Annotated in this window: 25 protein-coding genes; 12 read left to right on the forward strand and 13 right to left on the reverse strand. The window is 66.1% G+C overall.

Features of this window, described 5'->3' with window-relative positions; all coding sequences use genetic code 11:
* Window positions 1–33: 33 nt before the first annotated feature.
* Genes IFT55_RS15170 through pdxH form a run of 3 tightly spaced genes read right to left on the reverse strand, consistent with a single transcriptional unit; the run spans window position 34 to window position 2350 of the window.
* Window positions 34–822 (reverse strand): PhzF family phenazine biosynthesis protein, encoded by a 789-nt coding sequence (locus IFT55_RS15170; protein WP_192093199.1) that lies wholly within the window; start codon window positions 820–822, stop codon window positions 34–36.
* Window positions 822–1778, reverse strand: a complete 957-nt coding sequence (locus IFT55_RS15175) for a cation diffusion facilitator family transporter (protein WP_192093200.1) — start codon at window positions 1776–1778, stop codon at window positions 822–824. The genes IFT55_RS15170 and IFT55_RS15175 overlap by 1 nt, the downstream gene beginning before the upstream one ends.
* Window positions 1775–2350 carry a pyridoxamine 5'-phosphate oxidase gene (gene pdxH / locus IFT55_RS15180; RefSeq protein WP_192093201.1) on the reverse strand — a complete coding sequence of 192 codons (576 nt, stop codon included), beginning with the start codon at window positions 2348–2350 and terminating at the stop codon, window positions 1775–1777. Before pdxH ends, IFT55_RS15175 begins: the two co-directional genes overlap by 4 nt.
* Before the next feature lie 102 nt (window positions 2351–2452).
* Between pdxH and ku the strand changes: the two genes are divergently transcribed.
* Window positions 2453–3316 (forward strand): non-homologous end joining protein Ku, encoded by an 864-nt coding sequence (ku, locus tag IFT55_RS15185; RefSeq protein WP_192093202.1) that lies wholly within the window; start codon window positions 2453–2455, stop codon window positions 3314–3316.
* Entirely contained in the window at window positions 3309–5789 is a 2481-nt protein-coding gene (gene ligD, locus IFT55_RS15190) for a DNA ligase D (protein WP_192093203.1), read from the forward strand. The genes ku and ligD overlap by 8 nt, the downstream gene beginning before the upstream one ends.
* Before the next feature lie 225 nt (window positions 5790–6014).
* On the opposite strand, the gene galE is transcribed toward ligD, so the two are convergent.
* On the reverse strand, window positions 6015–7013 hold the full coding sequence (galE, locus tag IFT55_RS15195) for a UDP-glucose 4-epimerase GalE (protein ID WP_192093204.1): 999 nt from the start codon (window positions 7011–7013) through the stop codon (window positions 6015–6017).
* A 69-nt stretch (window positions 7014–7082) separates the two neighbouring features.
* Here galE and msrA point away from each other — a divergent pair, with 69 nt between their 5' ends.
* A complete protein-coding gene (gene msrA, locus IFT55_RS15200) occupies window positions 7083–7613 on the forward strand; it encodes a peptide-methionine (S)-S-oxide reductase MsrA (protein WP_192093205.1) in 531 nt (176 codons plus the stop codon).
* A 110-nt stretch (window positions 7614–7723) separates the two neighbouring features.
* A complete protein-coding gene (locus tag IFT55_RS15205; RefSeq protein WP_192093206.1) occupies window positions 7724–9727 on the forward strand; it encodes a GAF domain-containing protein in 2004 nt (667 codons plus the stop codon).
* A gap of 73 nt (window positions 9728–9800) precedes the next feature.
* On the opposite strand, the gene IFT55_RS15210 is transcribed toward IFT55_RS15205, so the two are convergent.
* The 3 genes from IFT55_RS15210 to IFT55_RS15220 form a co-directional block, all read right to left on the reverse strand.
* Window positions 9801–10052, reverse strand: coding sequence for a GlsB/YeaQ/YmgE family stress response membrane protein (locus tag IFT55_RS15210; protein WP_192093207.1), 252 nt, complete (start codon window positions 10050–10052; stop codon window positions 9801–9803).
* Between the two features lie 112 nt (window positions 10053–10164).
* Window positions 10165–10467, reverse strand: a complete 303-nt coding sequence (gene sciP, locus IFT55_RS15215; RefSeq protein WP_192093208.1) for a CtrA inhibitor SciP — start codon at window positions 10465–10467, stop codon at window positions 10165–10167.
* Between the two features lie 75 nt (window positions 10468–10542).
* The gene (locus IFT55_RS15220; protein ID WP_192093209.1) at window positions 10543–10833 is read right to left on the reverse strand and encodes a hypothetical protein; all 291 of its coding nucleotides are present in this window, start codon (window positions 10831–10833) and stop codon (window positions 10543–10545) included.
* Between the two features lie 135 nt (window positions 10834–10968).
* Here IFT55_RS15220 and mnmA point away from each other — a divergent pair, with 135 nt between their 5' ends.
* The 4 genes from mnmA to nhaA all read left to right on the forward strand — a co-directional run bounded on the left by mnmA (window position 10969) and on the right by nhaA (window position 15024).
* A complete protein-coding gene (mnmA, locus tag IFT55_RS15225; RefSeq protein WP_192093210.1) occupies window positions 10969–12063 on the forward strand; it encodes a tRNA 2-thiouridine(34) synthase MnmA in 1095 nt (364 codons plus the stop codon).
* A 227-nt stretch (window positions 12064–12290) separates the two neighbouring features.
* Window positions 12291–12953 (forward strand): pyrimidine 5'-nucleotidase, encoded by a 663-nt coding sequence (locus IFT55_RS15230; RefSeq protein ID WP_192093211.1) that lies wholly within the window; start codon window positions 12291–12293, stop codon window positions 12951–12953.
* Complete coding sequence (gene dapD / locus IFT55_RS15235; RefSeq protein WP_192093212.1) at window positions 12950–13768, forward strand: 2,3,4,5-tetrahydropyridine-2,6-dicarboxylate N-succinyltransferase; 819 nt, start codon at window positions 12950–12952, stop codon at window positions 13766–13768. The genes IFT55_RS15230 and dapD overlap by 4 nt, the downstream gene beginning before the upstream one ends.
* Window positions 13769–13815: 47 nt before the next feature.
* Window positions 13816–15024: a Na+/H+ antiporter NhaA gene (nhaA, locus tag IFT55_RS15240; protein WP_192093213.1), complete on the forward strand. Its 1209-nt coding sequence runs from the start codon at window positions 13816–13818 to the stop codon at window positions 15022–15024.
* Here nhaA and IFT55_RS15245 read toward each other — a convergent pair.
* Window positions 14984–16219 (reverse strand): dipeptidase, encoded by a 1236-nt coding sequence (locus tag IFT55_RS15245; protein WP_192093214.1) that lies wholly within the window; start codon window positions 16217–16219, stop codon window positions 14984–14986. The two genes, nhaA and IFT55_RS15245, sit on opposite strands and share 41 nt — an antisense overlap.
* A gap of 138 nt (window positions 16220–16357) precedes the next feature.
* Here IFT55_RS15245 and IFT55_RS15250 point away from each other — a divergent pair, with 138 nt between their 5' ends.
* Complete coding sequence (locus IFT55_RS15250; protein ID WP_192093215.1) at window positions 16358–16852, forward strand: hypothetical protein; 495 nt, start codon at window positions 16358–16360, stop codon at window positions 16850–16852.
* 338 nt (window positions 16853–17190) lie between these two features.
* On the opposite strand, the gene IFT55_RS15255 is transcribed toward IFT55_RS15250, so the two are convergent.
* The 3 genes from IFT55_RS15255 to sucC all read right to left on the reverse strand — a co-directional run bounded on the left by IFT55_RS15255 (window position 17191) and on the right by sucC (window position 20370).
* Window positions 17191–18120 (reverse strand): electron transfer flavoprotein subunit alpha/FixB family protein, encoded by a 930-nt coding sequence (locus IFT55_RS15255; RefSeq protein WP_192093216.1) that lies wholly within the window; start codon window positions 18118–18120, stop codon window positions 17191–17193.
* Complete coding sequence (locus IFT55_RS15260) at window positions 18117–18866, reverse strand: electron transfer flavoprotein subunit beta/FixA family protein (RefSeq protein WP_192093217.1); 750 nt, start codon at window positions 18864–18866, stop codon at window positions 18117–18119. Before IFT55_RS15260 ends, IFT55_RS15255 begins: the two co-directional genes overlap by 4 nt.
* 304 nt (window positions 18867–19170) lie before the next feature.
* The gene (gene sucC, locus IFT55_RS15265) at window positions 19171–20370 is read right to left on the reverse strand and encodes an ADP-forming succinate--CoA ligase subunit beta (RefSeq protein WP_192093218.1); all 1200 of its coding nucleotides are present in this window, start codon (window positions 20368–20370) and stop codon (window positions 19171–19173) included.
* A gap of 449 nt (window positions 20371–20819) precedes the next feature.
* Between sucC and IFT55_RS15270 the strand changes: the two genes are divergently transcribed.
* Both IFT55_RS15270 and IFT55_RS15275 read left to right on the forward strand, forming a co-directional pair.
* Window positions 20820–21197 (forward strand): hypothetical protein, encoded by a 378-nt coding sequence (locus IFT55_RS15270; protein WP_192093219.1) that lies wholly within the window; start codon window positions 20820–20822, stop codon window positions 21195–21197.
* Complete coding sequence (locus tag IFT55_RS15275) at window positions 21194–21940, forward strand: sulfite exporter TauE/SafE family protein (RefSeq protein ID WP_192093220.1); 747 nt, start codon at window positions 21194–21196, stop codon at window positions 21938–21940. Before IFT55_RS15270 ends, IFT55_RS15275 begins: the two co-directional genes overlap by 4 nt.
* Window positions 21941–22015: 75 nt before the next feature.
* Here the strand turns inward: IFT55_RS15275 and IFT55_RS15280 are convergent, their stop codons facing one another.
* Window positions 22016–22339, reverse strand: a complete 324-nt coding sequence (locus IFT55_RS15280) for a metalloregulator ArsR/SmtB family transcription factor (protein WP_192093221.1) — start codon at window positions 22337–22339, stop codon at window positions 22016–22018.
* 83 nt (window positions 22340–22422) lie between these two features.
* Here IFT55_RS15280 and IFT55_RS15285 point away from each other — a divergent pair, with 83 nt between their 5' ends.
* Window positions 22423–23322: an acyl-CoA desaturase gene (locus IFT55_RS15285; RefSeq protein ID WP_192093222.1), complete on the forward strand. Its 900-nt coding sequence runs from the start codon at window positions 22423–22425 to the stop codon at window positions 23320–23322.
* Window positions 23323–23344: 22 nt separating this feature from the next.
* Here the strand turns inward: IFT55_RS15285 and IFT55_RS15290 are convergent, their stop codons facing one another.
* Window positions 23345–24280, reverse strand: a complete 936-nt coding sequence (locus IFT55_RS15290) for a ribose-phosphate pyrophosphokinase (protein ID WP_192093223.1) — start codon at window positions 24278–24280, stop codon at window positions 23345–23347.
* Window positions 24281–24368: the final 88 nt, after the last annotated feature.

Genomic DNA, 24368 nt, shown 5'->3' on the forward strand with positions numbered 1-24368 from the left:
TGAACGGCGACTTGCGCGGCAAGCGACTGGCGGTCAGAGGTCGATCAGCACCTCGCCCCGCATGACGGTGACGCAGTTCCCGCCAAGGATCGCGCGCTCGCCGGCCAGCGTGCAGGTCAGGTGCCCGCCGCGAGCGCTCGCCTGATACGCGGTGAACCGGTCGCGGCCCAGCCGTTCGGCCCAGAACGGCGTCAGCGCGGCGTGCGCCGATCCGGTCACCGGGTCTTCGTCGACCCCCCATGCCGGTACGAACACACGGCTTTCGATATCGGCGACCTCGCCCGGCGCGGTGACGATCGCCATTATCCGCGTCGCCGCCAGCGCTACCATGTCGGGGCGCAGACCGCGTACCGTCGCCGCATCGCGGACCGAGATGATGCTGGTCGCCTCGGCTCCGCTGACCGATGCGAACACCTCTCCCTCGCAGCCCAGCGCGGCGAGCAGCGCGCGGTCGTCCACGGCGCGGACGCGCGTCACCGGCAGGTCGAGCGTATAGCCGCCATCGGCGCGCCGGACCTCCAGCACGCCGGACTTGCGGGTGCGGAAGCGGATGGACGGCGCGTCGCCGATCAGGACGTGCCCGCTCGCCAGCGTCGCATGGCCGCACAGCGCGACCTCGACGGTCGGCGTGAACCAGCGCAGTTCATATGCGGCATCGCCGTCGGTCGGCACGGCGAACGCGGTTTCCGACAGATTATGCTCCGCCGCGATCGCCAGCAGCGTCGTGTCGTCCGGCCATGCGTCCAGCGGCATCACCGCCGCCGGGTTGCCCGCGAACGGCCGGTCGGCAAACGCGTCGACCACGGTGAACGGCAATGGCATCAATAACTCCCGATGCGTTTGCCGAACCAGTGCGGCGTGACGTCCGTCTCCGCGAGCGGATCGTCGGTGTCCTCATGCCCTTCGGGATCGAGGTGGATCAGAACCTCCACCTTCGGAAAGGCGCGGTGCAGCGCGCGCTCCACCCCTTCGACCACGTCGTGGGCGGCGGCGACGGTCAGGGTGCGGTCGACCTCCATATGGAACTGCGCGAAGTCGTGGCTGCCCGACCGGCGGGTGCGGAAGTCATGGATGCCGCGCAGCCCGTCCTGTCGTGCGGCGACTTCGAGGAACGCGGCGCGCTCCGCCTCCGGCCATTCCTTGTCCATCAACTGGTCGATCGCCTGGCTCGACGCCTGGAACGCGCCCCAGCCCAGCCATAATGCGATGGCGATGCCCATCACCGGATCGGCGTTGCGTACCCCCGCCACCTGATCCAGCACCATCGCGACGATGACCGCGAGGTTGAGCAACAGGTCCGACTGATAATGAACATTGTCCGCCCGGATCGCGACCGATCCGGTGCGCGCGATGATCGACCGCTGATAGGCGAGCAGCGCGAACGTCGCGACGATCGCGATCACCGACACGCCGATGCCGAATTCGACGTCCTGCGTCTTGCCCGGCGCGCCGAACGCCGCGATCGCGCGCCACGCGATGCCCGCCGCCGATGCGGTGATGAGCATGACCTGGAACAATGCGGCCAGCGCCTCCGCCTTGCCATGGCCGAACCGGTGGTCGTGATCGGCGGGGGTCGCGGCCAGCCGCACGCCGTACAGCGTGACGAGGCTGGCGAGCAGGTCGAGCGCGGTGTCGGCAAGGCTGCCGAGCATCGCGACCGATCCGGTATGCCATGCGGCAAACCCTTTCAGTGCCAGCAGGAACAACGCCATCGTCACCGACGCGATCGCGGCGCGCGTGGCCAGCGGGATCACCCGTTTTCGTTCGGTCTCCGTCACGGGAACAGCAATCCTTCGGACCACCCGTCGCCTTCGCGCGTGAACAGGCGGCGTTCGTGCAGCCGGTGCGCGCGATCCTGCCAGAATTCGATCGAGGTCGGCGTGACGCGATATCCGCCCCAGTGCGGCGGGCGCGGCACGTCGCGGTCCTCGAAGCGCGCTTCCACTTGGGCGAAGCGCGTCTCGAACGTTTCGCGCGACGCCAGTGGCCGCGACTGGTCGGATGCCCATGCGCCGAGTTGCGAGTCGCGTCCGCGCGAGGCGAAATAGGCGTCGGATTCGGTGTCGCTAGCGTGGCTCACCGGGCCCTCGACGCGAACCTGACGACGCAGCGATTTCCAGTGGAACAGCAGCGCGGCATGGGGATTCGCGGACAGATCATCAGCCTTACGGCCGTCGCGATTGGTATAGAATACAAAGCCTTCAGGGCCGTGGCCCTTTAACAGCACCATCCGCACCGATGGCCGTCCGGCAGCATCGGCGGTGGCCAGCGCCATCGCATTGGGATCGTTCGGCTCGCTGGCCTGCGCTTGCGCGAACCAGTCGTCGAACAGCGGGAAGGGATCGGTCATGGGCATGGCCCATACGCCGTTTTCCACGCCAACGCACGTCCGGCCATGGAACGGTTTTTTCTACCGCGAATTGAATCGCTTGCGCAACAAGGGGACGGCGACATGGCGGCACGGGCATATTGGCAGGGGCAGATCCGCCTCGCGCTCGTCTCGATCCCGGTCGAGATCTACAGCGCCAGCAAATCGGGCGCGGCGGTCAGTTTTCGCCAGATCCACGAACCCAGCGGCAAGCCGATCCAGTATGAGAAGTCGGTCGCGGGCATCGGTCCGGTCGATACCGACGAAATCATGAAGGGTTATGAGATCGAGAAGGGCGAATATGTCCTGCTCGAACAGGACGAGATCGACGCGGTCAAGCTGGAGTCCAAGAAGACGCTGGAGCTGACACAGTTCGTCGACGCGCATGAAATCGACGTGATCTATTACGAGAAACCGTATTTCGTCGTGCCCGCCGACGATCTGGCGGAGGAAGCGTTCATCGTGCTGCGCGAGGCGTTGAAGCGCACGAAGAAGGTCGGACTGGGCCAGTTGGCACTGCGCGGACGCGAATATGTCGTCAGTCTGAAACCATGCGGGCGCGGGCTGGTGCTCGAAACGCTGCGCTATGCCGACGAGGTGAACAAGGCGCAGAGCTATTTTCGGGAGATACCCGATACCAAGCCGGACGAGGATCTGCTCGACCTTGCCGAAACGCTGATCGCGAAAAAGACGGCGGCGTTCGATCCGCAGGAATTTCACGACCGGTATGTGGACGCGCTGAAGGACCTGATCCAGCGGAAGGTAAAGGCCAAGGGGCGCAAGATCGTCGACACGCAGGACGACGACGCGCGCCCGAGCGGCAGCAATGTCGTCGACCTGATGGCCGCGCTCAAGAAATCGCTGGAAAAGCCCGGCAAGGCACCGGCGAAGAAACCGGCGGCCAAGAAAGCGCCTGCGAAAAAGCCGGCGGCGCGCAAACGTGCCTGATCGCGCCGATCCGCTGGCGACCTATAACGCCAAGCGCGACTTCGCGAAGACCGCCGAGCCGGCGGGGACGCTGGCCCCCGGTCACGGCAACCGATTCATCGTGCAGAAGCACGATGCGACACGGCTACACTATGATTTCCGGCTGGAGGTCGACGGTGTCCTGAAAAGCTGGGCGGTGACGCGCGGCCCGAGCATCGATCCGGGCGAAAAACGCCTCGCGGTACGCACCGAGGATCATCCGCTGTCCTACGGCGATTTCGAGGGGACGATTCCGAAGGGCGAATATGGCGGCGGCACCGTCATGCTGTGGGACGACGGCACCTGGGCACCGGTCGCGGGCAAATCGGCGAAGGATATCGAGAAGGGCCATCTGCATTTCGTGCTGGAAGGACAGCGGATGCGCGGCGAATGGCTGCTGATCCGCCTGAAACCGCGCGCGAAGGAGAAGCGGGAAAACTGGTTGCTGCGCAAGATCGAAGATGCGGCGGCGGGCGGACCCGACGTGTTGACCGAGACGATGCTGACCAGCGTCAAGACCGGGCGGACGATGGACGAGATCGCGGCGGGGCAAGCTGTTTCAGACAGCCGCAAGGCGGGAGGACGCGGGAGCGCGCGCAGTGACCGTGGGAAAGGAAAACCCCCGCCCCCTGCCGCCGGACGATCCCGCGCCGCCGCTGCGCGACCGGCCTTTGCCGAGCCGCAGCTGGCGACGCTGGTCGATTCCGTTCCGGCGGGCAACGCATGGCTGCATGAGGTGAAGTATGACGGCTATCGTGCGCTGATCGCCACCGGCAAGGGCGGCGCGCGCGTGTACACCCGCACCGGGCTGGACTGGACGGCGAAGTTTCCCGACGTGGCGCGCGCCGCCGACGCGCTGCCGCCCGGTCTGTTGATCGATGGCGAGGTCGTGGCGCTGCGCGATGGTAGGCCCGATTTCTCGACGTTGCAGGCCGCGATCAATGAAGGCGGACCGATGCGGTTCTTCGCGTTCGACCTGCTGATGGCCGATGGCGAGGACCTGCGCGACCTTTCGCTGGTCCAGCGCAAGCAACGGTTGCGGGCGTCGATCCCTGCAGACGATCCGTGCGTCGCGTTTTCCGATCACGTCATCGGCGCGGGCGAAAAGCTGTTCGAGGCGATGTGCCACGAGGGGTATGAAGGCGTAGTGTCGAAACAGGTCGACGCCCCCTATCGCGGCACCCGGACGAAGGCGTGGGTGAAGGTCAAATGCATCCGGCGGCAGGAGTTCGTGATCGTCGGCTGGCTGCCCAGCACCGCTGCGACGCGCGGATTGCGGTCGTTGTTGCTGGCGGTCAACGGCCCCGACGGGCTGGTCTATACCGGCAAGGTCGGCACCGGCTTTGAAGCGGCGACGATTGCCGATCTGCGCGAACGGCTGGACCGGCTGTCGCGCAAGACGCCGCCGGTCGAGGTGCCGCGTCCGGTCGCGAAGGGTGCGCACTGGGTCACGCCGACGCTGGTCGCCGAGGTCGCCTTCGCCGAGTTCACCGCGGACCGGATCGTGCGCCACGCGAGCTTCATCGGCCTGCGCGGCGATAAGTCGGCGGCGGACGTAGTGCTGGAAACGCCCGATCCGGTCGCGGGCGGGACGACGCATCACCGCATCACCAGTCCCGACCGGGTGATCTTTCCCGGCGATGCGCTGACGAAGGGGGATCTGGCGCGCTATGTGGAAACGGTCGCGCCGCTCTTGTTGCCGTGGGCAGGCGAACGACCGATCAGCCTTGTCCGGTGTCCGCAGGGCCGGGGCAAGGCGTGTTTTTTCCAGAAACACGATGCCGGCAGCTTCGGCGATGCAGTGGGCAAGATCGATATCGTCGGGAAGGACGATTCCGCCGAACCCTATCTCTACATCCGCGATGCCGACGGGCTGATGGCGTGCGTACAGATGGGGACGATCGAATTCCACGGATGGGGCGCGCGGATCGGCGATGTCGAGCGGCCCGACCGGCTGGTGTTCGACCTCGATCCCGACGAGGGGCTGGATTTCACCGATACGAAGCGCGCTGCGGTGGAAGTGAAGCGGCATCTGGCCGACCTCGGGCTGGCGAGTTTCGCGATGCTGTCGGGCGGAAAGGGTATCCATGTCGTCGTGCCGCTGACGCCGCAGGCGCAGTGGCCGGCGGTCAAGGACTTCGCCGATCGCTTTGCGCGCGCGCTGGCGCAGGCCGAGCCGGACCGCTTCACCGCGACCATGAGCAAGGCGAAGCGCAAGGGACGCATCTTCATCGACTGGCTGCGCAACCAGCGCGGCAGTACCGCGGTGATGCCCTATTCGGCGCGCGCCCGCGCCGGTGCGCCGGTCGCCGCACCGGTCGCGTGGAGCGAACTCGACGCGATCGACACGGCCGCACGATGGACGATCCGCGACGCGGCCGAGTTGATCGACCGTGCGAACGGGCGGTTGCTGGCGGGGTGGGGTGTGGCGGATCAGGTGCTGCCGGATTTCTGACGCGGTCAGCGCGGTCAGCGCGGTCAGCGCGGTTTGCGCCGCCCTCCCCGAAACGTCATCCCAGCGAAAGCTGGGATCGCTGGCGTTTGTGCGTTGCGCTTCCAACGGGAGATCCCAGCTTTCGCTGGGATGACGTCGGGGGCGGGGGCGGGGGCCGGCCCCAGCGCCAGCGCCACCGGCGCCCGAGTCCCCAGGCACACCCGGCCAATGCCGCGCCGTACGCCCTTATCCCTGCCGGTCGCCCAGCTTGCGTTCCCAAGCCAGCGCATCCGCCACGATCTTGTCCAGATCGGCATGTTGCGGCCGCCATGGCAGCGTGGCGAGGATCGTGCTGTTGTCGGCGACCAGCGCGTCGGGATCGCCCGCGCGGCGACCCTCCATCCGGCGATCGATCGTCAGGTTGGTCGCGCGGTCGACGGCGTCGAGCACTTCCAGCACCGAATAGCCACGGCCATAGCCCGCGTTCATCGTGTGGCTCTTCGCCGGATCGGCGACCAGCAGGTCGAGCGCATGGACGTGCGCTGCCGCCAGATCGCTGACATGGATGTAATCGCGCACCCCGGTGCCGTCGGGCGTGGCGAAATCGGTGCCATAGACGCCGACATGGCTGCGCTTGCCGATCGCGGCCTCGACCGCGACCTTGATGAGATGCGTAGCGCCCGCCGTCGACTGGCCGGTTCGTCCCTGCGGATCGGCACCCGCGACGTTGAAATAGCGGAGCGCGGCATAGTTGATCGGGTGCGCCGCCGCGATGTCCGCCAGCATGATCTCGGTCATCAGCTTCGACATGCCGTACGGATTGATCGGCTGTTTCGGCGCATCCTCGCGCACCGGCACCATTTCGGGAATGCCATAGGTCGCGGCGGTGGACGAAAAGATGATGTGGCGCACGCCTTCGGCAACCGCGCTTTCGATCAGGCTGCGCGAGGCGGCAGTGTTATTGCGATAGTATTTGAGCGGATCGGTGACCGATTCAGGCACCACCACCGACCCGGCGAAGTGCAGGATCGCATAGACGCCATGTTCGCGGATCGCCGCACGGATCGCCGCATCGTCGGCGATGTTCGCGACGACCAGCGCGGCGCGCGGATCGACAGCCCAGTCGAACCCGGTGACGAGATTGTCGACCACCACGACGTCATGCCCCGCATCCAGCAACGCCAGCACCGCATGGCTGCCGATATAGCCTGCGCCGCCCGTCACCAGAACCTTGCCGTCGCCCATTCCCGTCCCCTGTCGCATTGTACCTGCGCCGTGCGCGCCTATGTCGTCATGTACGAAGGAGATTACGTAATGGCTACCGAAGAGGCGACCTTTGCCGGCGGATGTTTCTGGTGCACCGAAGCGGTGTTCCGCGACGTGATCGGCGTGGAGCGCGTCGAGAGCGGCTATATCGGTGGATCGGTCGAGCATCCTACCTACAAGCAGGTGTGCGGCGGCAATACCGGCCATGCCGAAGCGATCCGCGTGACGTTCGATCCGTCGGTGATCGGATATGGCGACATGCTCGAAATCTTCTTTGCGACGCATGATCCGACGCAGCTGAACCGGCAGGGCAACGACGTCGGCACGCAATATCGGTCGGCGATCTTTCCGTATTCGGCCGAACAGGAAGCGGCGGCCCGGGCCGCTGTCGAACGCGGCGCGGGCTTCGTGACGACGATCGAACCGCTTTCGACCTGGTATCCGGCAGAGGGGTATCATCAGGAATATTGGGACGGCGAAGGGCAGCGTAACTCGTACTGCATTGCCGTGATCCCGCCCAAGCTGCAAAAGCTGCGCAAGAGTTTCGCGAATCGGGTCAAGTCGACAGCCGACGCGTGAACTGACCTGCGTTAAAATAGTTTTGCAAGGGTCGTGCCAAAGTGGCGCGACCCTTGTGTCCCGCGCGGCCGGTTGCTATCCGTCACTTTGCCGGCAGGGGGGCGGCGGACATGGGGGCGACACTCGATTCGGCTGGCGATTCGGCCGGGCGCGACCGGCGGCTGGCCGCGATCCATGCCTATGGTCTGGCGTGCGACGGTAATGATCCGGCACAACAGGATCTGGTCGTGCTGGCGGCGCGTGCATGCGACGCACCGATCGCGCTGATCACCGTCATCGGCGCTGAATACCAGACCTTCACGGCGCGTGTCGGCACCGACCTGCGGGGAACGCACATCGACCGCGCACTGTGTATTCACGCGCTGAACGAACCCGACCTGTTGGTCATCCCCGATCTGTCCGCCGACCCACGTACCGTCGCCAATCCGCTGGTGACCGCTGATCCGGGGGTATGTTTCTATGCGGGCGTACCGTTGCGCGTCGCCGACGGCACGGTGGTGGGAACGTTGTGCGTGCTCGACGTCGAACCGCGCCCCGCCGGACTGACCGACGTGCAGCGCGATACCCTGATGCGGCTGGCGCGGCAGGTTGGGACGACGATGGAGCTGCGCCGGTCGCTGCACGAGCGCGATGCCGGACTGGCGCGTGCGGCGGACGCGGAAGCGATGCTGTCGGGCGAGGAACGCCGCTGGCAACGCGTGTTCGAGAATATCGGCGACGGGTTTGCCGTGGGCGAAGTGATCCGCGACACTGCCGGGCAAGTCATCGACTGGCGCTATCTGGATGCGAACCCGGCGTGGTTCGCACTATCGGCGTTCGATCGCGCCACGATGCTGGCGGGCACCGGACGCGGACTGGACGACCATGCCCCCGCGCATTGGGCGGACGACCTCCACCGACTGATCGCGACGGGTGACCCGGTCGGGTTCGTGCATCACGCCCCCCGGTTGCGCCGCTGGTTTCGGGGACGCTGTTTCCGCATCGAGGGCGAACGGTTCGGCGTGATCCTGCACGATACGACGGAGGAAGTCGCTGCGGCGACGCGGCAGGCTGCACTCGTCGATCTGGGCGATGCGTTGCGCGATTGTCGCAACGTCGCCGACGTAACACGCGTTGCATCGGCACTGGTCGGCGAAACGCTGCGCGTCGACCGCGCCGGATTCGGTCGGATCGACGCCGGGGTCGAACATGTCGAGATCGAGCCCGACTGGACGGCGCATGGCGTCGTCTCGATCGCCGGACGGCATCGTTTCGCCGATTATGGCGACCTGCGCGACGGGCTGGCCCGCGGGGAAGCGTTGGTGATCGACGATCCACGCACCGATCCGCGCACCGCCGCCGACCCCGCCGCGATGCTGGACAAAGGGGTCGGCGCGCTCATCAACATGCCGGTGCGCCGCGATGGCCGGATCGCCGCGATCTTTCTGGTGCACAGCACGACGCCGCGCCGCTGGACGGCGGACGAGGTGACGTTCCTGCGCAAGGTGGCGGACCGGGTAGAGGTCGGAGTGGCGCAGGTCGAGGCGGAGGCGCGGCAGGACCTGCTGGTCCACGAACTCGCGCACCGGTTGAAGAACACCTTGTCGGTGGTGCAGGCGATCGCGTCGCAAACGTTGCGGGGATCGGTCGATCGCGCACCGCTGGATGCGTTCGAGCAACGGTTGCAGGCGCTGGGCGTCGCGCACGACGTGCTGGTCCAGCGCAACTGGATGGCGGCGGACATGCGCACGACCGCGCAACAGGTCATTGCCGTGTTCGGGTGCGACGATCGTATCGCGCTGTCGGGACCGGACGTGGCGCTGGGCGCGAGCGCGGCGCTGGGGCTGGCGCTGATCCTGCACGAACTGGGCACCAATGCGGTCAAATATGGCGCATTGTCGAACAAGACCGGATCGGTGGCGCTCGACTGGCGGGTGGACGACGATCAGGTGCTGACGATGGAATGGCACGAACGCGGTGGTCCGCCGGTCATGGAGCAGCCGAGCCGCCGCGGGTTCGGGTCGCGCCTGTTGCGACTGGGGCTGGCGGGCACGGGTAACAGCGAACTGGTCTATGCCAGCGACGGCCTGCACGCAGTGATGCGCGCGTCGATCGCGCAACTGGCGAGCGGATAGCACGACGCGAGGCACGAAAAAGGGCCGCCCCATACGGGACGGCCCTGTTCACGTCGCCGAAGCGGTCAGATGCTTAGCGCACCGACCCGCGACGGACGAGGTTCACGATCGCCAGCAGCACGACCGCGCCGATCAGCGAGTAGATGAAGCTCATCACCGTGACGCCGTTGTTGATGTTCGCACCGGTCACGAAGCCTGCGATCACCGCGCCGACGATGCCGACCACGACGTTGAGGATGATGCCCTGCTGCGCGTCGGTGCGCATGATGATGCTCGCCAGCCAGCCAACGACGCCGCCTACGATGAGCCAGATGATGAATCCCATGTCACTTCCCTCCGTTAAATCAATGCGCGCCAGTCACTTGTTCGTCCCGGGCGTACTGAGGGAAAGACTCTTTTAACGCTGGCTTGTTCCGCCTCCGTTTTGACTATTTGGATCAGTACTTCGATTGCTGACGTTCGTAGAGCGTCTTGTAATGCTGAATCCGCGTGACGCGCAGGCCCGGCATACCCGACCGATCGATCGCGCGTTGCCACGTGGCGAACTCCTCCGCCGACAGATTGTACCGCCGGCACACGTCGTCCACGCTCAACAGCCCGCCATTGACCGCTGCCACGACCTCCGCCTTGCGGCGCACCACCCACCGGGTCGTGTCGGGCGGCGGAAGCGAATCGACCGTCAGCGGTTCGCCGAGGGGGCCGATAACTTTTGCCGGACGGATTTTCTGGTTCTCAATCATACTGGACCTCGGAGCCGGGGCTGATGCCCCCTGAAACCTGTGTACCCGGTCTTAGGTGAAGGTGATTGAACATCGCTAAAACGGCGAGGTAAACATGGTCTTCATCCACGTTGCGGAACCGTTACGATCGGTGCCGAACGGGGTTTCCGTGGTGGCGGATGCCGCCAGCAGCGCGGCGGTCCAGCCGTCGAACGCACCGTCGGCCGGGTGCATCAGCGATACGGTGGCGCGCTTCCATGCCAGCCGCGTCTGCAATCGCGCGGTGCGCGTCGCCGCCTGCCGCCCGGTCACAGCGGCGAGCAGCACCGCCAGATCGGTCGGCAGGGCGGTGATGGCGGTCCCGCGATCGAGGCGGGCGAAACTCAAATCCACATCATTGTCCCGGCATCGACACGCCAATATGACGTATCCGATACGGTTCGTGCACCATAAGTGTTGAAGGTCCGGTAAATAGACGCATATTTTTGCAACGTCTCGTGCAAGCGCCTATCTGGCCCGATCATGACCACCAACCTGTTCCAGATCGAATCGCCCGCGTCCGCCCGCCGCATCGTCGTGGCGATGTCGGGCGGGGTCGACAGTTCGGTCGTCGCCGCGCTGGCGCACGCGACGGGGGCGGAGACGATCGGCGTCACGCTGCAACTCTACGACCATGGTGCGGCGGTGGGGCGGGCGGGATCGTGCTGCGCCGGCCGCGACATTCGCGATGCGCGTGCGGTGTGCGACCGGCTGGGCATCGCGCATTACGTGTTCGATCACGAAACCAGCTTCCGCGCGACGGTGATCGACGACTTCGCCGACGAATATCTGGCGGGCCGCACGCCGATCCCGTGCGTGAAGTGCAACATGGGGCCGAAATTCACCGATCTGTTCCGGCTGGCGCGCGATCTGGGCGCGGATTGCCTTGCCACCGGTCATTATATCCGGCGCGTGGTGGGGCCAGAGGGCGCCGAGCTGCACCGCGCGGTCGATCCGGCGCGCGACCAGAGCTATTTCCTGTTCGCCACGACGCAGGACCAGCTCGATTTCCTGCGCTTTCCACTGGGCGGGATGCCCAAGGCGCGGGTGCGCGAGATCGCCGCCGAACTGGGGCTGGGCGTCGCGGGCAAGCCCGACAGCCAGGATATCTGTTTCGTCCCCGACGGCGATTATGCCGGGCTGGTGCGCAAGCTGCGCCCGGAGGCGAACGACGGCGGCGAGATCGTCGATATGGCGGGGAACGTCCTCGGACGGCATGGCGGGCTGGTCGGCTATACCGTGGGACAGCGGCGCGGGATCGAGATCGGCGGACAGGCCGAACCGCTGTACGTCGTGCGGCTGGAACCGGCCACGAAGCGGCTGGTGGTGGGGCCGCGCGCCGCGCTGGCGGTCGGCGCGGCACGGCTGTCCGGGATCAACTGGATCGGCGGCGACCATGCCGGTCCGGTCACCGCGAAGGTGCGGTCGATGGCGAAGCCGGTGGCGGCGGCGCTGGCGGACGGGCGGCTGGTGTTCGACACGCCCGAATATGGCGTCGCCCCCGGACAGGCGGCGGTGCTGTATGCGGGCGAGCGGGTGCTGGGCGGCGGATGGATCGAGGCGACCGAAGCCGCCTGACGCGGATCGGCATCCAGTCGCACCGGACTGCACCTCTGCCGCACCTGTTGCGAGGGCGATAACGCAGGGCCGGTGCCGATGCATGTCGACCGGACGTTGGTCGGTCCCGACGGGGGGAACCGCAATCGTTCCTTCTGTCGGAACGGCCGTCGTAGATCCTGTGCCGGGCGGCACCGTTCCCGGCAGGCGCTTGCTCCGCCCGTCCCGCTTCCCTACAGCCCGCGCCGATGCTGCCTGCGCTCGCCCATGTCCGTGACTGGATCTTCGATCTCGACAACACGCTGTATCCGGCGTCGAGTAACCTGTTCGCCGCGATCGACGCGCGGATGGGCACCTATATCTGCAACCTGCTGGACTGCGATCCGCAGGAAGCGCGCCAGGTGCAGAAGCTGCATTTCCACGCGCACGGCACCACCCTGTCGGGATTGATGGCCGACCACGCGATCGATCCGCACCATTTCCTCGATTTCGTCCATGACATCAACATGTCGCCGCTGGTCGCCGACCCTGCGCTGCCGGGATTGCTGGCGGCGCTGCCGGGTCGCAAGCTGGTCTTCACCAACGGCGATATCGATTATGCCGGGCGCGTGCTCGAACGACTGGGCCTGTCGGACAGTTTCGCGGGCATCCACGATATCCACGCCACCGCCTATCGCCCCAAGCCGCAGGCCAGCGCCTATGCCGGGTTGTGCGCGGTGTGGGACGTCGATCCGCATGCCGCGCTGTTCGCCGAGGACATGGCGCGCAACCTCGTGCCGGCCAAGGCGATCGGCATGACGACGTTGTGGGTCGACAACGGGTCCGAACAGGGGCCGGGCGACGCCCGCGACCATATCGATTACACCACGCACGATATCGTCGCGTGGCTACGCTTCGTGGAGGAATCATGACCGACCTTGCCACCCGGATCGACGCCGCATGGGATGCCCGCGCCGACCTGACCGTCCACACCCAGGGTGAGGTCCGCGATGCCGTGGATGCCGCGCTGGCGCTGCTCGACAGCGGTGAAGCGCGGGTCGCCGAGCCGGTGGGCGACGGGTGGCAGGTCAACCAGTGGCTGAAGAAGGCCGTGCTCCTGTCGTTCCGGCTGAACGACAATGTCGTGATGGACGGCCCCGGCACGACCAACTGGTTCGACAAGGTGCCGAGCAAGTTCGGCGGATGGGGCGAGCATCGCTTTCGCGAAGCCGGGTTCCGTGCGGTGCCAGGCAGCATCGTGCGGCGGGGCGCTTTCATCGGCAAGGGCGCGATCCTGATGCCCAGTTTCGTCAACATCGGTGCCTATGTCGGCGAAGGAACGATGGTCGACACCTGGGCGACGGTCGGGTCGTGCGCGCAGATCGGCCGCAACGTCCATCTGTCGGGCGGGGTTGGCATAGGCGGCGTGCTGGAGCCGTTGCAGGCCGATCCGGTCATCATCGGCGACGGCGCGTTCATCGGCGCGCGGGCCGAAGTGGCGGAGGGCGTCCGCGTCGGCGAAGGCGCGGTGCTGTCGATGGGCGTGTATCTCGGCGCATCGACCAAGATCATCGACCGCGCGACCGGCGAAGTGTTTCGCGGCGAAGTACCGCCCTATTCGGTGGTCGTGCCCGGATCGATCGGCGGCGGCGACGGCAAGCCCGCGCTGTACTGCGCGGTGATCGTCAAGCGGGTCGATGCGCAGACGCGGTCAAAGACCAGCATCAACGACCTGTTGCGCGACTGACCGTTTCGATCTTCCCCGTGGCGGGACGTATCTGGTAGCGGACGGGCATGACCCGTCCGCGCTCCGCCCTTCGCAGTTTCCTTACCAGCGAGGCCGCCGGTGGCGTCGCGCTGATGGTGGCTTCCGCGCTCGCGCTGGTGCTGGCCAATGTGCCGGGCACCGCCGACGCCTATTTCCATGCGCTGCATCTGGTCACCGGCCCGGTGATCGGCGCACGCCATGGGCCGATGACGATCCATCTGTGGATCAACGACGCAGCGATGGCGGTATTCTTCCTGCTCGTCGGGTTGGAGATCAAGCGCGAGCTGGTCGATGGCCGCCTCGCGACGTGGGAACAGCGCCGCCTGCCGGTGATCGGCGCGGTCGCCGGCATGGCGCTGCCGGCCGCGATCTACCTGATGGTCGGACACGGTACGCCGGGCATTGCGCAGGGATGGGCGATCCCGGCGGCGACCGATATCGCCTTTGCCGTGGGCGTGATGGCATTGCTGGGCCGCCGCGTGCCGGCGGCGCTGAAACTGTTCCTGACGACGCTGGCGATCGTCGACGACATGGGGGCGGTGATTATCATCGCACTGGCCTACACCAGCGATCTCGATCCGGTGGCGCTGGGCGGCGCCGCGGTGGTGCTGGCGACGATGGTTGCGCTCAACCGCGGGGGCACGATGCGGTTGACGCCCTATCTGCTGCTGGCCGTATTGCTGTGGTATTGCGTGTTCCTGTCGGGGATTCACGCCACGGTCGCGGGTGTGCTGGCGGCGATGACGATTCCGGTCAAGCCGACGCCCGGCGCGCCGGAGGCGGTCGATTCCCCGCTCCATCGGCTGGAACATATCCTGCATCCATGGGTCGCGTTCGCGATCGTGCCGCTGTTCGGCTTCGTCAATGCCGGCGTCGCGTTCGTCGGGCTGCCGCTGTCGATCCTGTGGGCGCCGTTGCCGCTGGCGGTTGCCGCCGGGCTGTTCGTCGGCAAGCAGGTCGGCGTGCTGGGCGCGGTGTGGCTGGCCGTCCGCACGGGTATCGCCGGACAGCCGGGCGGCGCGGGCTGGGTTCAGCTATGGGGCATCGCCGCGCTGGCCGGGATCGGCTTTACCATGAGCCTGTTTATCGGCGGCCTTGCCTTTGCCGGGAACGCGGCGGCGATCGATCAGGTGAAGATCGGGGTGCTGGCGGGGTCGGTGCTGTCCGCGCTGCTAGGTGCGGCGTTGCTGGGCCTTACGGGCGATCGGTCGCGTCGACCGGCGGCATCGCGCTGAGCGACCGCGCGACCGCTTCGGCGCGGGCCAGCACGCGCAGGACATTGCCCTGCGCCAGCCCCGCCAGATCGCGGTCGGACCAGCCGCGTCGCGCCAGTTCGGCGAACAGCAGCGGATAGCCGTCGACTCCGGTCATTCCCTCCGGCCCCGTGCCTGAAATACCGTCGTAATCGCCACCGATGCCGACATGCGCGCGCCCTGCGACCGTGGCGATATGATCGACATGATCGGCCATCGTCGCGGCGGTGACGTGCGGTTCGGGATGGGCGGCGATCCAGTCGCGCAACGCCACCGGCGTACGCCCGCCGTACCGATCGGTCGGCACGCCCAGCGCCCTTGCGGCGGCGATTCGTGCATTGTCCCAGTCGTTCCACGTGCCCGACAGGAAGGCGGGATAGGCGTTTACCATCACCACCCCGCCATTCACCCCGATCGCGCGCAACAACGCATCAGGGATGTTGCGCGGCCGGTCGGCGACGGCGCGGGCGTTGGAATGCGATGCGATCACCGGTGCCTTCGTCACCGCCAATACCGCCGCCATCGTCGCGTCGGAGACATGCGCGACGTCGACCAGCATCCCCAGCCGGTTCATCTCCGCCACCACCTGTCGCCCGAACGGGGTTAGGCCGTTTGCCCGTGGCGCATCGGTCGAACTGTCGGCCCAGCCGACGCTCTTGCCATGGGTCAGCGTCAGATATCGCACGCCCAACGCGTGATACTGCCGCAGCACCGACAGCCGCCCGTCGATCTGATGCCCGCCCTCCACACCGATCAGCGACGCGACGCGACCGCCGCGCGCGATGCGCGCCATATCCGCCGCGCCGGTCGACAGTGCCATCCGCGCCGGATTGGCCGCGATCATGCGATGAACGATGTCGATCTGCTCGATCGTCGTTTCCACCGCCGCCGGCCCCGTGATCGTCGCGGGAATCCACACCGACCAGAACTGTCCGCCGACATGCCCGTTCGCCATGCGCGGCAGGTCGGTCTGGAGCGGCGGGTCGATCCGGCTGGTATTGGCAGTCAGGTCGACCGCCTCGACCGCGCCGTGATGGCCGTCGCGAATCTCCCATGGCAGGTCGTTATGCCCGTCGATGATCGGCGTGCGCGTCAGCACCCGTTCGGCACGGGCGATATCACGCCGCGACGGCACGGGTGCGAACGCCTGCGTTTGCGCGGGCAATGACCCGGGCATGGGCGCGGACGCTTGCGCGGCGAGGAGCAGGGCAACGAGCATCGGACAAGGCTATCGCGCGGTGGCGGCGATCGGCAAGCGCTTTACCTGTGCGGTCGCGCGTGCTTGGCTGTGCATCCGTTGCCCGGAGGTCCGCCGATGCTCGCCCTGCTCCTGTTCGCTGCCCAGGCCGCCGCCGCACCGCCCCCAGACCGGATTTCGATCCTTGTCGATCCGTGCGCGTCGCAACGGCGAATGTCGCAGGACGACGAGATACTGGTCTGCGGCGACCGGCCCGATCCGCGCCTGCCGCTGCCGCTCGATCGTGGTCCGCCGGACCGGCCGCTGGCATCGAACCCCTATGCCGACGGGCGGGGCGCGATGGCGGCGTCGGCGTCGCCCTGTGGTACCTTGTCGCAAGGCTGCGCCACCGGTGTCGACCTGATCGGCGGTGGCGTGTTCGCGATCCGCGCGCTGGGCAAGCTGGTCGATCCGGCCAGTTGTTGCGAGGAACCGGGCGAATACAAGGATGTCGGCAAGCTGATCGGCGACGTGGTGCGCGGCGCGAAGGGCGGGCCGTCGAAAGCCGAACGCGCCAAGCGCGTCGCGATCCCGCTCGATCCGGCAGTGCCGTTGCCGGTCGCGGCGCGATGAGGCAGCAGGCGTAAGGGGCTGGGCGTGGGACGAAGCCCGGTAGTATGGGGTCCGTCGGTCGCGGTGGCCATCCGGGATGTGAACCGGGCGATCCCATCGCCTGCTTGCGGTGTTCACCGAACCTACCGTGACGACGGGTTTGAAAAACCCGCCTGAGTTCCGGTCATAAAGCGCTTGCGACAACGGCAGTCGGGCCGATCGGCTTCGGGGGTCGAGGCATCGCGGGATGCAACGGGACCGGTCGCGGCATCCGCACGGGCGCTCCTGTCGGCCCGCATCCGTTGCGAAAGCGGACGACACGGGACCATAGCCCGCGTCGTCCGCCTGCGCTGCACGCCTCAAAGCTTGGCGGTCAACTCCGGCAACAGCGTGAACAGATCACCCACCAGCCCGACATCGGCGACCTGGAATATCGGCGCGTCCTCGTCCTTGTTGATCGCGACGATCACCTTCGAATCCTTCATCCCGGCCAGATGCTGGATCGCGCCCGAAATGCCGACGGCGATATAGACTTCGGGGGCGACGATCTTGCCGGTCTGGCCGACCTGATAGTCGTTGGGAGCATAGCCCGCATCGACCGCCGCGCGCGATGCGCCGACCGCCGCACCAAGCTTGTCGGCCAGCGGATCGATCAAAGCATGGAATTGCTCTTCCGATCCCAGCGCACGACCGCCTGACACGATGATCTTGGCGCTGGTCAGCTCCGGGCGCTCCGATCCTGCGATCTCCGACCCGACGAAGCGCGACAGTCCCTGATCGCCGCCTGCCGTCACCGCTTCGATCGTGGCCGATCCGCCGGTGGCGGCGGCCTTGTCGAACGCGGTCCCGCGCACGGTCAACACCAGCTTGGCATCGCCGGTCTTCACCGTCGCGATAGCGTTGCCGGCATAGATCGGGCGGGTGAAGCTGTCCGGCCCTTCGACCGACAGGATCTCGCTGATCTGCATCACATCTAGCAGCGCGGCGACTCGCGGCGCGATGTTCTTGCCCGTCGTGGTGGCGGCGGCAACGAACGCGTCGCGGCCGCCCATCAAATCGACCACGAGCGGCGCGACGTTTTCGGCGAGATTATGCGCATAGGCGGCATCGTCGGCCACCAGCACCGTCGTCACGCCCGCGATCCCCGCCGCCGCCTGCGCAACGCCATCGACACCCGAACCGGCGACCAGCAGGTCGACGTCGCCGAGTTTCGCGGCAGCCGTTACTGCGGCAAAGGTCGATTCCTTCACGGTGCCGCCATCATGTTCGACCCAGACCAGCGTCTTCATGCGACCACTCCCAGCGTCTTCAGCTTGCTTACCAGTTCGTCGGTGTCGGCCACCTTCACGCCCGCCTGCCGCTTCGACGGCTCTTCGACCCGGACGGTCGTCAGCCGCGGCGTCACGTCGACGCCGTAATCGGCGGCGGTCTTGGCCGCGAGCGGCTTCGACTTGGCCTTCATGATGTTGGGCAACGACGCATAGCGCGGTTCGTTCAGGCGCAGGTCGGTGGTGATGATCGCGGGCAGCGCCAGCGATACCGTTTCCAGTCCGCCGTCGATCTCGCGCGTCACGTCGACCCGGTCGCCGGTCAGCTCGACCTTGCTGGCAAAGGTGCCCTGCGCCCAGCCGGTCAGCGCGGCCAGCATCTGTCCGGTCTGGTTGTTGTCATCGTCAATCGCCTGTTTGCCGAGGATCACCAGTCCCGGCGCCTCCTCGTCCGCAATCGCCTTCAGCAGTTTGGCGACGCCCAGCGGTTCGACCTTCGTATCGCTCACGACGTGGATCGCGCGATCGGCACCCATCGCCAGCGCGGTGCGCAGCGTGTCCTTCGCCTTTTCCTCACCGATCGACACGACGACGATCTCGGTCACGACGCCCTTTTCCTTCAGGCGGATGGCTTCCTCGACCGCGATCTCGTCGAACGGGTTCATGCTCATCTTGACGTTGGCAAGGTCGACGCCCGTTCCGTCGGCCTTCACCCGGGGCTTCACGTTGTAATCAAGCACGCGCTTGACCGGCACCAGCACCTTCATGGGCACTCCCTCTCAAAACTCTTTGCACGGCGGCATCGGCGGTTTCTGTGGCGGTTTCGCGTGGTTTTCGCAAGTCCGGTACGGGAATACAGCGCGCTGCGACGACCGGGGGCGATCCAATTGCGGATCGCCTTGCCAACCCAACGAAAAAGGGCCCGGACGTTTCCGTCCGAACCCCTTTGTATCGATCATCGGTTCAAAACAACCGGACGATCACCGTGGCCAGCAACGCACCCGCCGCCGCGCCCTTCATCAGGGTCAGCGCCAGCCGCCAGCCGCCCGGCGAGCGCCGGACCGCCATCGATCAGGCTGCCTTCTGCACCTCGGCAACGATCTTGCGGGCGGCATCGCCCAGATCGTTCGCGGGGACGATCGCCAGACCCGAATTGGCGAGGATGTCCTTGCCAGCCTGCACGTTGGTCCCTTCGAGGCGGACGACCAGCGGTACCGACAGGTTCACTTCCTTGGCGGCGGCGACGATGCCCTCGGCGATGATGTCGCACTTCATGATGCCACCGAAGATGTTGACGAGGATGCCCTTCACCGCCGGATCGGCGAGAATGATCTTGAACGCCGCCGTCACCTTTTCCTTGTTGGCGCCGCCGCCCACGTCGAGGAAGTTGGCGGGGAACATGCCGTTCAGCTTGATGATATCCATCGTCGCCATGGCCAGGCCGGCGCCGTTGACCATGCAGCCGATGTCGCCGTCGAGCTTGATGTAGGCGAGGTCGTACTTCGACGCCTCCAACTCCATCGCGTCCTCTTCGGTCGTGTCGCGCAGTTCCAGCAGATCCCTGTGACGGAACATTGCGTTGCCGTCGAACGCGACCTTCGCGTCCAGCACCATCAGCTTGCCATCGTCGGTGACGGCGAGCGGGTTGATCTCGATCTGCTCGGCGTCGGTGCCAAGGAATGCGTCGTACAACTTCGACGCGGTCGACGCGGCCTGCTTGGCAAGGTCACCGGTCAGTCCGAGCGCAGCGGCGACGGCGCGGCCGTGATGCCCCTGGAACCCGGTGGCGGGATCGATATCGATCGAATGAATTTTTTCGGGCGTGTCATGCGCCACGGTTTCGATGTCCATGCCGCCTTCGGTGCTGGCAACCATCGAGACGCGGCCGGTCGCGCGGTTGACGAGCAGCGCGAGGTAGAATTCCTTTGCGATGTCGACGCCGTCGGTCACGTACAGGCGGTTGACCTGCTTGCCCGCATCGCCGGTCTGGATCGTCACCAGCGTGTTGCCGAGCATGTCGGTCGCGGCCGCACGCACGTCGTCGGCAGTCTTCGCGAGGCGGACACCGCCCTTGGCATCGGGGCCGAGTTCCTTGAACTTGCCCTTGCCGCGGCCGCCGGCATGGATCTGTGCCTTCACGACATAGAGCGGCCCGGGAAGCTTCGCCGATGCTTCGACGGCTTCCTCGACGGTCATGGCGGAGTAGCCGGCGGGAACCGGCACACCGAATTTCGCGAGCAATTCCTTGGCCTGATATTCGTGGATGTTCATGCTGCCGCCTTCCGCCTCTCGGGTGGTTGTTTGCAAAGTTGCCGCGCTAAAGCACATGCAGCCGGTAGAATCCACCCCGAAACATGTTTATTGATAATGCGTCGCAAGCTCCGTTGGTGAAATTTGGCGGGCGTCGGTGGGGCGAACGTACCGGTCGCTGCCAGATCCCTTCGCATTCAGAACGCGGATCGCTATAGTCGTGCAATGCATCGGGTAATCGTCATCCCCCTGTTCACCAGCACAATCGGCTACATGGCAAGATACCCCTATCCCGCGCCTGGCCGCCCACGGGAGAGGGCCGCTCATGTCCGGTGCCCTTATGTCGGACAGCGAGACCGTCCGGCTCGTTCCCATATTCCGATGTTGTCACGATGCGGGGATTGGAAGGCGGAGGTAAATCGCGACGTGCGTCGTCCCGCCGCCGTCACGCTGAATCCGGTCAGCCATCCGTGAACGCGGAAGGGTGGCAAGCCCGGGCGCTGTCATGGCTGCTGGCGATTCTGGCGACGCTGGCAATCGTCGGCGCAGTCGCGACGATGTCGACGAACGGCAGCGGTGCCATTGCCGATCGTAGCGACGTGGGCACGCCCGTTATTTCGACCGATCCGCGTACTGGCGACCCGGTAAGTGCCGAAGCCGCCGCACCGTTCACCACCGGTGCAGCGCGCGAGCCGACCATCGTTGAGGCAACGCTGCGCCAAGCGGATGCGTTACGCGACGTCGCGGGCTGGCTGGCGGCGCTGACCTATGCGGTGCTGGCGCTGGTCGCGGTGGCGGCGGTCGGCGTGCTGGCGCTGTTCCGTATCGGTCGCCCGCCCGAGCGATGATCGACGATCCGGCATTCTACGCGCTTGCGGTGCCGGCGGTGGTGTTGCTCGGGCTGGCCAAGGGCGGTTTTTCGGGCATGGGTGCACTGTCGCTGCCGATGCTGGCGCTGTCGGTCGATCCGGTGCGGGCCGCCGCGATCCTGTTGCCGATCCTGATCGTGCAGGATGTGGTGGGAATGTGGGCGTTCCGCCGCACGGTCGACTGGCCGGTACTCGGATGGATGCTGCCCGGTGCGGTGGCGGGCATCGCGCTGGGCTATGGGTTCGCGTCCGCCGTGCCGGCGTCGGCGGTGCTGGCGGTCGTGGGCGCGATCTCGATCGTGTTCGGGCTGTGGCGGCTGTGGGTCGAACGGCGCGGCATGCCTGCCGCCAGCCGTTCGCCGGGCTGGGTCGGTACGTTGTTCGGCGTCGCGTCCGGCTTCACCAGCCAGGTCGCCCATGCCGGACAGCCGCCGTTCCAGCTATGGGTGCTGCCCCGCCGGCTGGAGCGCGACGTGCTGGTCGGAACGACCGCGCTGTTCTTCGGCGCGGTCAACTGGCTGAAAGTGCCGGCCTATATTGCGCTGGGTCAGTTCGGGCGTGCGAACCTGACCACGGCGGCGGTGCTGTTGCCGGTTGCGATCGCATCGACGCTGGCCGGGGTGTGGCTGGTGCGGCGGGTCGCGGCGAAGCGCTTCTATACCGCGATCTATGTACTGATGATCGCGGTAGGCGCGAAGCTGGTGTCGGACGGGGTAGCGTAGGGCGTACGGGCGACCGTTCGACGCGAGACCGGTTGTTGCAAACGCGGACTATCACTTCCGACTTAAACCGCGCATTTACTGCGGTGGCTCGTCTCTGGCCACACGTGCGAGTTCCATGCTCTCGCGCTTCAACGGACGCGCTACCGGACAGATCTCCTGAACGAAGCCGTGCAGGGTGTTCGTCAGGCTTTCGGGAACGAGCCGATAAAAGACGAATTGCCCCCGTTTGTCGCTTCGCACCAAACCGGCATTCTCGAGTATCGTCAGATGTTGGGAAATGGACGGTCTGGACATGGCGAAGCGAGACGCGATGTCCCCCGCGCTCAGTTCGCTGTGAGCGAGATAGGCGAGCATCTGCCGCCGAACGGATGAAGAAAGGGCTTCGAATACGCGCTGCATCCAGATTATTTAGGCGATGAACTAAGCATTGACAAACAGAACCGCATATTTAGGAATATACCTAAATAACGAAGGGTGTAGGCATGGCCCGTTTGTCAACGGATCGAATGCTGGCATTGCCGTCCAGCGATGCACGAGAGGGATATGTGCGGTGGTCGCCGACGCGTTCGCTCTGGATATCGGGGATGACGGTATGCGCAGTGGTGCTGGCACCATTATATGTCACGCCGGGTGCGGTGGTGCTCTGGCTCTGCACGTCGGCCGTCACTCTTTGCCTCGGCCATTCGATTGGGTTGCACAGGCTTTTGATTCACCGCAGCCTTGATGCGCCGCGCTGGTTCGAGCGGGTGCTAGCCTATCTCGGTACGTTGGTCGGCATGGCGGGGCCGCTGGGAATGGTTCGGTTGCATGACACCCGCGATTGGGCGCAGCGTCAGTCGGAATGCCACGACCTGCATGCGCACCGCGCGTCATTGTTACGTGATGCGTGGTGGCAGATGCACTGCCGCCTCGATCTTGCGCATCCGCCGCAGTTCAATCTCGAGCCGCGATTGCGAGACGACAAGGTGTTGCGCTTTCTCGAACGGACCTGGATGGCGCAACAGCTTCCCTGGGCGATACTTTTCCTGTGGGTCGGCGGGCTGCCGTGGCTGATCTGGGGCATCCCGGTGCGCGTGGCCGTCGGCGTGACCGGGCATTGGCTGGTCGGACACATCACCCATCGACGCGGGCCGCAGGGATGGAGCATCGACGGGGTCGCCGTGCAGGGGCATGATCTGTCAGCAGCAGCGCTTATCACCTTTGGAGAAGCGTGGCATGGGAACCACCACGCATGGCCAGACTCGGCGAGACTGGGCGTCGAGCCGGGCCAGCACGATCCTGGATGGTGGGTGTTGCTGGCGTTGCGACGTGCGGGACTAGTATGGGCCCTGAAAGAACCCGGTATGCTCACGCCAAGACCGGGATTACGCCGGGCTAGATAAGTGCATATCCCGGCGGCGCCCGTCAGTCGAACAGGCTCGACACCGACGCTTCGTCGGCGATGCGGCGGATGGCTTCGGCGAGCAGCGGGGCGATCGTCAGGTGGCGGGTCTTCGTGCCGCCCGCGATCACGTCGTGGTTGCCGATCGAATCGGTGATGACCAGTTCTTCCAGCGCCGACGCCTCGACCCGCGCCACCGCCCCACCCGACAGGACACCGTGGGTGCAATAGGCGACGACGCCAACCGCGCCCGCTGCCTTGAGCGCGGCGGCGGCGTTGCACAGGGTGCCCGCCGAATCGACGATGTCGTCGATCAGTACGCAGAAGCGTCCCTCGACGTCGCCGATGATGTTCATCACTTCCGATTCGCCCGCGCGTTCGCGGCGCTTGTCGACGATGGCCAGCGGGGCGTTGTGAAGCCGCTTGGCAAGGCTGCGTGCGCGGACCACGCCGCCGACGTCGGGCGAGACAACCATCAGATTATGTTCGCCGAACCGCGTCTTGATATCCTCCGACATCACCGGCGCGGCATAGAGATTGTCGGTCGGGATATCGAAGAATCCCTGGATCTGTCCGGCATGCAGATCGACGCACAGCACGCGGTCGGCCCCCGCCTCCGTCACGATATTGGCGACCAGCTTCGCAGAGATGGGCGTCCGCGGGCCGGGTTTGCGGTCCTGCCGGGCATATCCGAAATAGGGGATGACCGCGGTGATGCGCCGTGCCGACGCGCGCTTGAGCGCGTCGATCATGATGAGCATTTCCATCAGGTTGTCGTTGACCGGATAGCTGGTCGACTGGATCACGAACACGTCCTCGCCGCGCACGTTCTCCAGCACCTCGACGAAGATTTCCTCGTCGGCGAAGCGCCGCACGCTGGCCTTCGTCAGCGGAATTTCCAGATAGTCCGCGATCGCGGTCGACAGGGGAAGGTTGGAATTGCCCGCCAGCAGCTTCATGGGTGCGCCCGTATCCATGAGGAATGTAATGCGCGCGCCATAGAGCGCGCAGAGGATTTGTGAAACCCATGTGACGCGAAGGAGGCAG

The organism is Sphingomonas sp. CFBP 13720 (assembly GCF_014842075.1).
In the GTDB taxonomy this organism is placed as follows: domain Bacteria; phylum Pseudomonadota; class Alphaproteobacteria; order Sphingomonadales; family Sphingomonadaceae; genus Sphingomonas.

What these genes read in the sequence shown, in the direction of transcription:
- IFT55_RS15170 (WP_192093199.1), bottom strand. Translation starts at nt 822, where the DNA reads ATGCCATTGCCGTTCACCGTGGTCGACGCGTTTGCCGACCGGCCGTTC.
- pdxH (WP_192093201.1), bottom strand. Translation starts at nt 2,350, where the DNA reads ATGACCGATCCCTTCCCGCTGTTCGACGACTGGTTCGCGCAAGCGCAG.
- ku (WP_192093202.1), top strand. Translation starts at nt 2,453, where the DNA reads ATGGCGGCACGGGCATATTGGCAGGGGCAGATCCGCCTCGCGCTCGTC.
- galE (WP_192093204.1), bottom strand. Translation starts at nt 7,013, where the DNA reads ATGGGCGACGGCAAGGTTCTGGTGACGGGCGGCGCAGGCTATATCGGC.
- msrA (WP_192093205.1), top strand. Translation starts at nt 7,083, where the DNA reads ATGGCTACCGAAGAGGCGACCTTTGCCGGCGGATGTTTCTGGTGCACC.
- IFT55_RS15205 (WP_192093206.1), top strand. Translation starts at nt 7,724, where the DNA reads ATGGGGGCGACACTCGATTCGGCTGGCGATTCGGCCGGGCGCGACCGG.
- IFT55_RS15210 (WP_192093207.1), bottom strand. Translation starts at nt 10,052, where the DNA reads ATGGGATTCATCATCTGGCTCATCGTAGGCGGCGTCGTTGGCTGGCTG.
- sciP (WP_192093208.1), bottom strand. Translation starts at nt 10,467, where the DNA reads ATGATTGAGAACCAGAAAATCCGTCCGGCAAAAGTTATCGGCCCCCTC.
- mnmA (WP_192093210.1), top strand. Translation starts at nt 10,969, where the DNA reads ATGACCACCAACCTGTTCCAGATCGAATCGCCCGCGTCCGCCCGCCGC.
- IFT55_RS15230 (WP_192093211.1), top strand. Translation starts at nt 12,291, where the DNA reads ATGCTGCCTGCGCTCGCCCATGTCCGTGACTGGATCTTCGATCTCGAC.
- dapD (WP_192093212.1), top strand. Translation starts at nt 12,950, where the DNA reads ATGACCGACCTTGCCACCCGGATCGACGCCGCATGGGATGCCCGCGCC.
- nhaA (WP_192093213.1), top strand. Translation starts at nt 13,816, where the DNA reads ATGACCCGTCCGCGCTCCGCCCTTCGCAGTTTCCTTACCAGCGAGGCC.
- IFT55_RS15245 (WP_192093214.1), bottom strand. Translation starts at nt 16,219, where the DNA reads ATGCCCGGGTCATTGCCCGCGCAAACGCAGGCGTTCGCACCCGTGCCG.
- IFT55_RS15250 (WP_192093215.1), top strand. Translation starts at nt 16,358, where the DNA reads ATGCTCGCCCTGCTCCTGTTCGCTGCCCAGGCCGCCGCCGCACCGCCC.
- IFT55_RS15255 (WP_192093216.1), bottom strand. Translation starts at nt 18,120, where the DNA reads ATGAAGACGCTGGTCTGGGTCGAACATGATGGCGGCACCGTGAAGGAA.
- IFT55_RS15260 (WP_192093217.1), bottom strand. Translation starts at nt 18,866, where the DNA reads ATGAAGGTGCTGGTGCCGGTCAAGCGCGTGCTTGATTACAACGTGAAG.
- sucC (WP_192093218.1), bottom strand. Translation starts at nt 20,370, where the DNA reads ATGAACATCCACGAATATCAGGCCAAGGAATTGCTCGCGAAATTCGGT.
- IFT55_RS15275 (WP_192093220.1), top strand. Translation starts at nt 21,194, where the DNA reads ATGATCGACGATCCGGCATTCTACGCGCTTGCGGTGCCGGCGGTGGTG.
- IFT55_RS15280 (WP_192093221.1), bottom strand. Translation starts at nt 22,339, where the DNA reads ATGCAGCGCGTATTCGAAGCCCTTTCTTCATCCGTTCGGCGGCAGATG.
- IFT55_RS15285 (WP_192093222.1), top strand. Translation starts at nt 22,423, where the DNA reads ATGGCCCGTTTGTCAACGGATCGAATGCTGGCATTGCCGTCCAGCGAT.
- IFT55_RS15290 (WP_192093223.1), bottom strand. Translation starts at nt 24,280, where the DNA reads ATGAAGCTGCTGGCGGGCAATTCCAACCTTCCCCTGTCGACCGCGATC.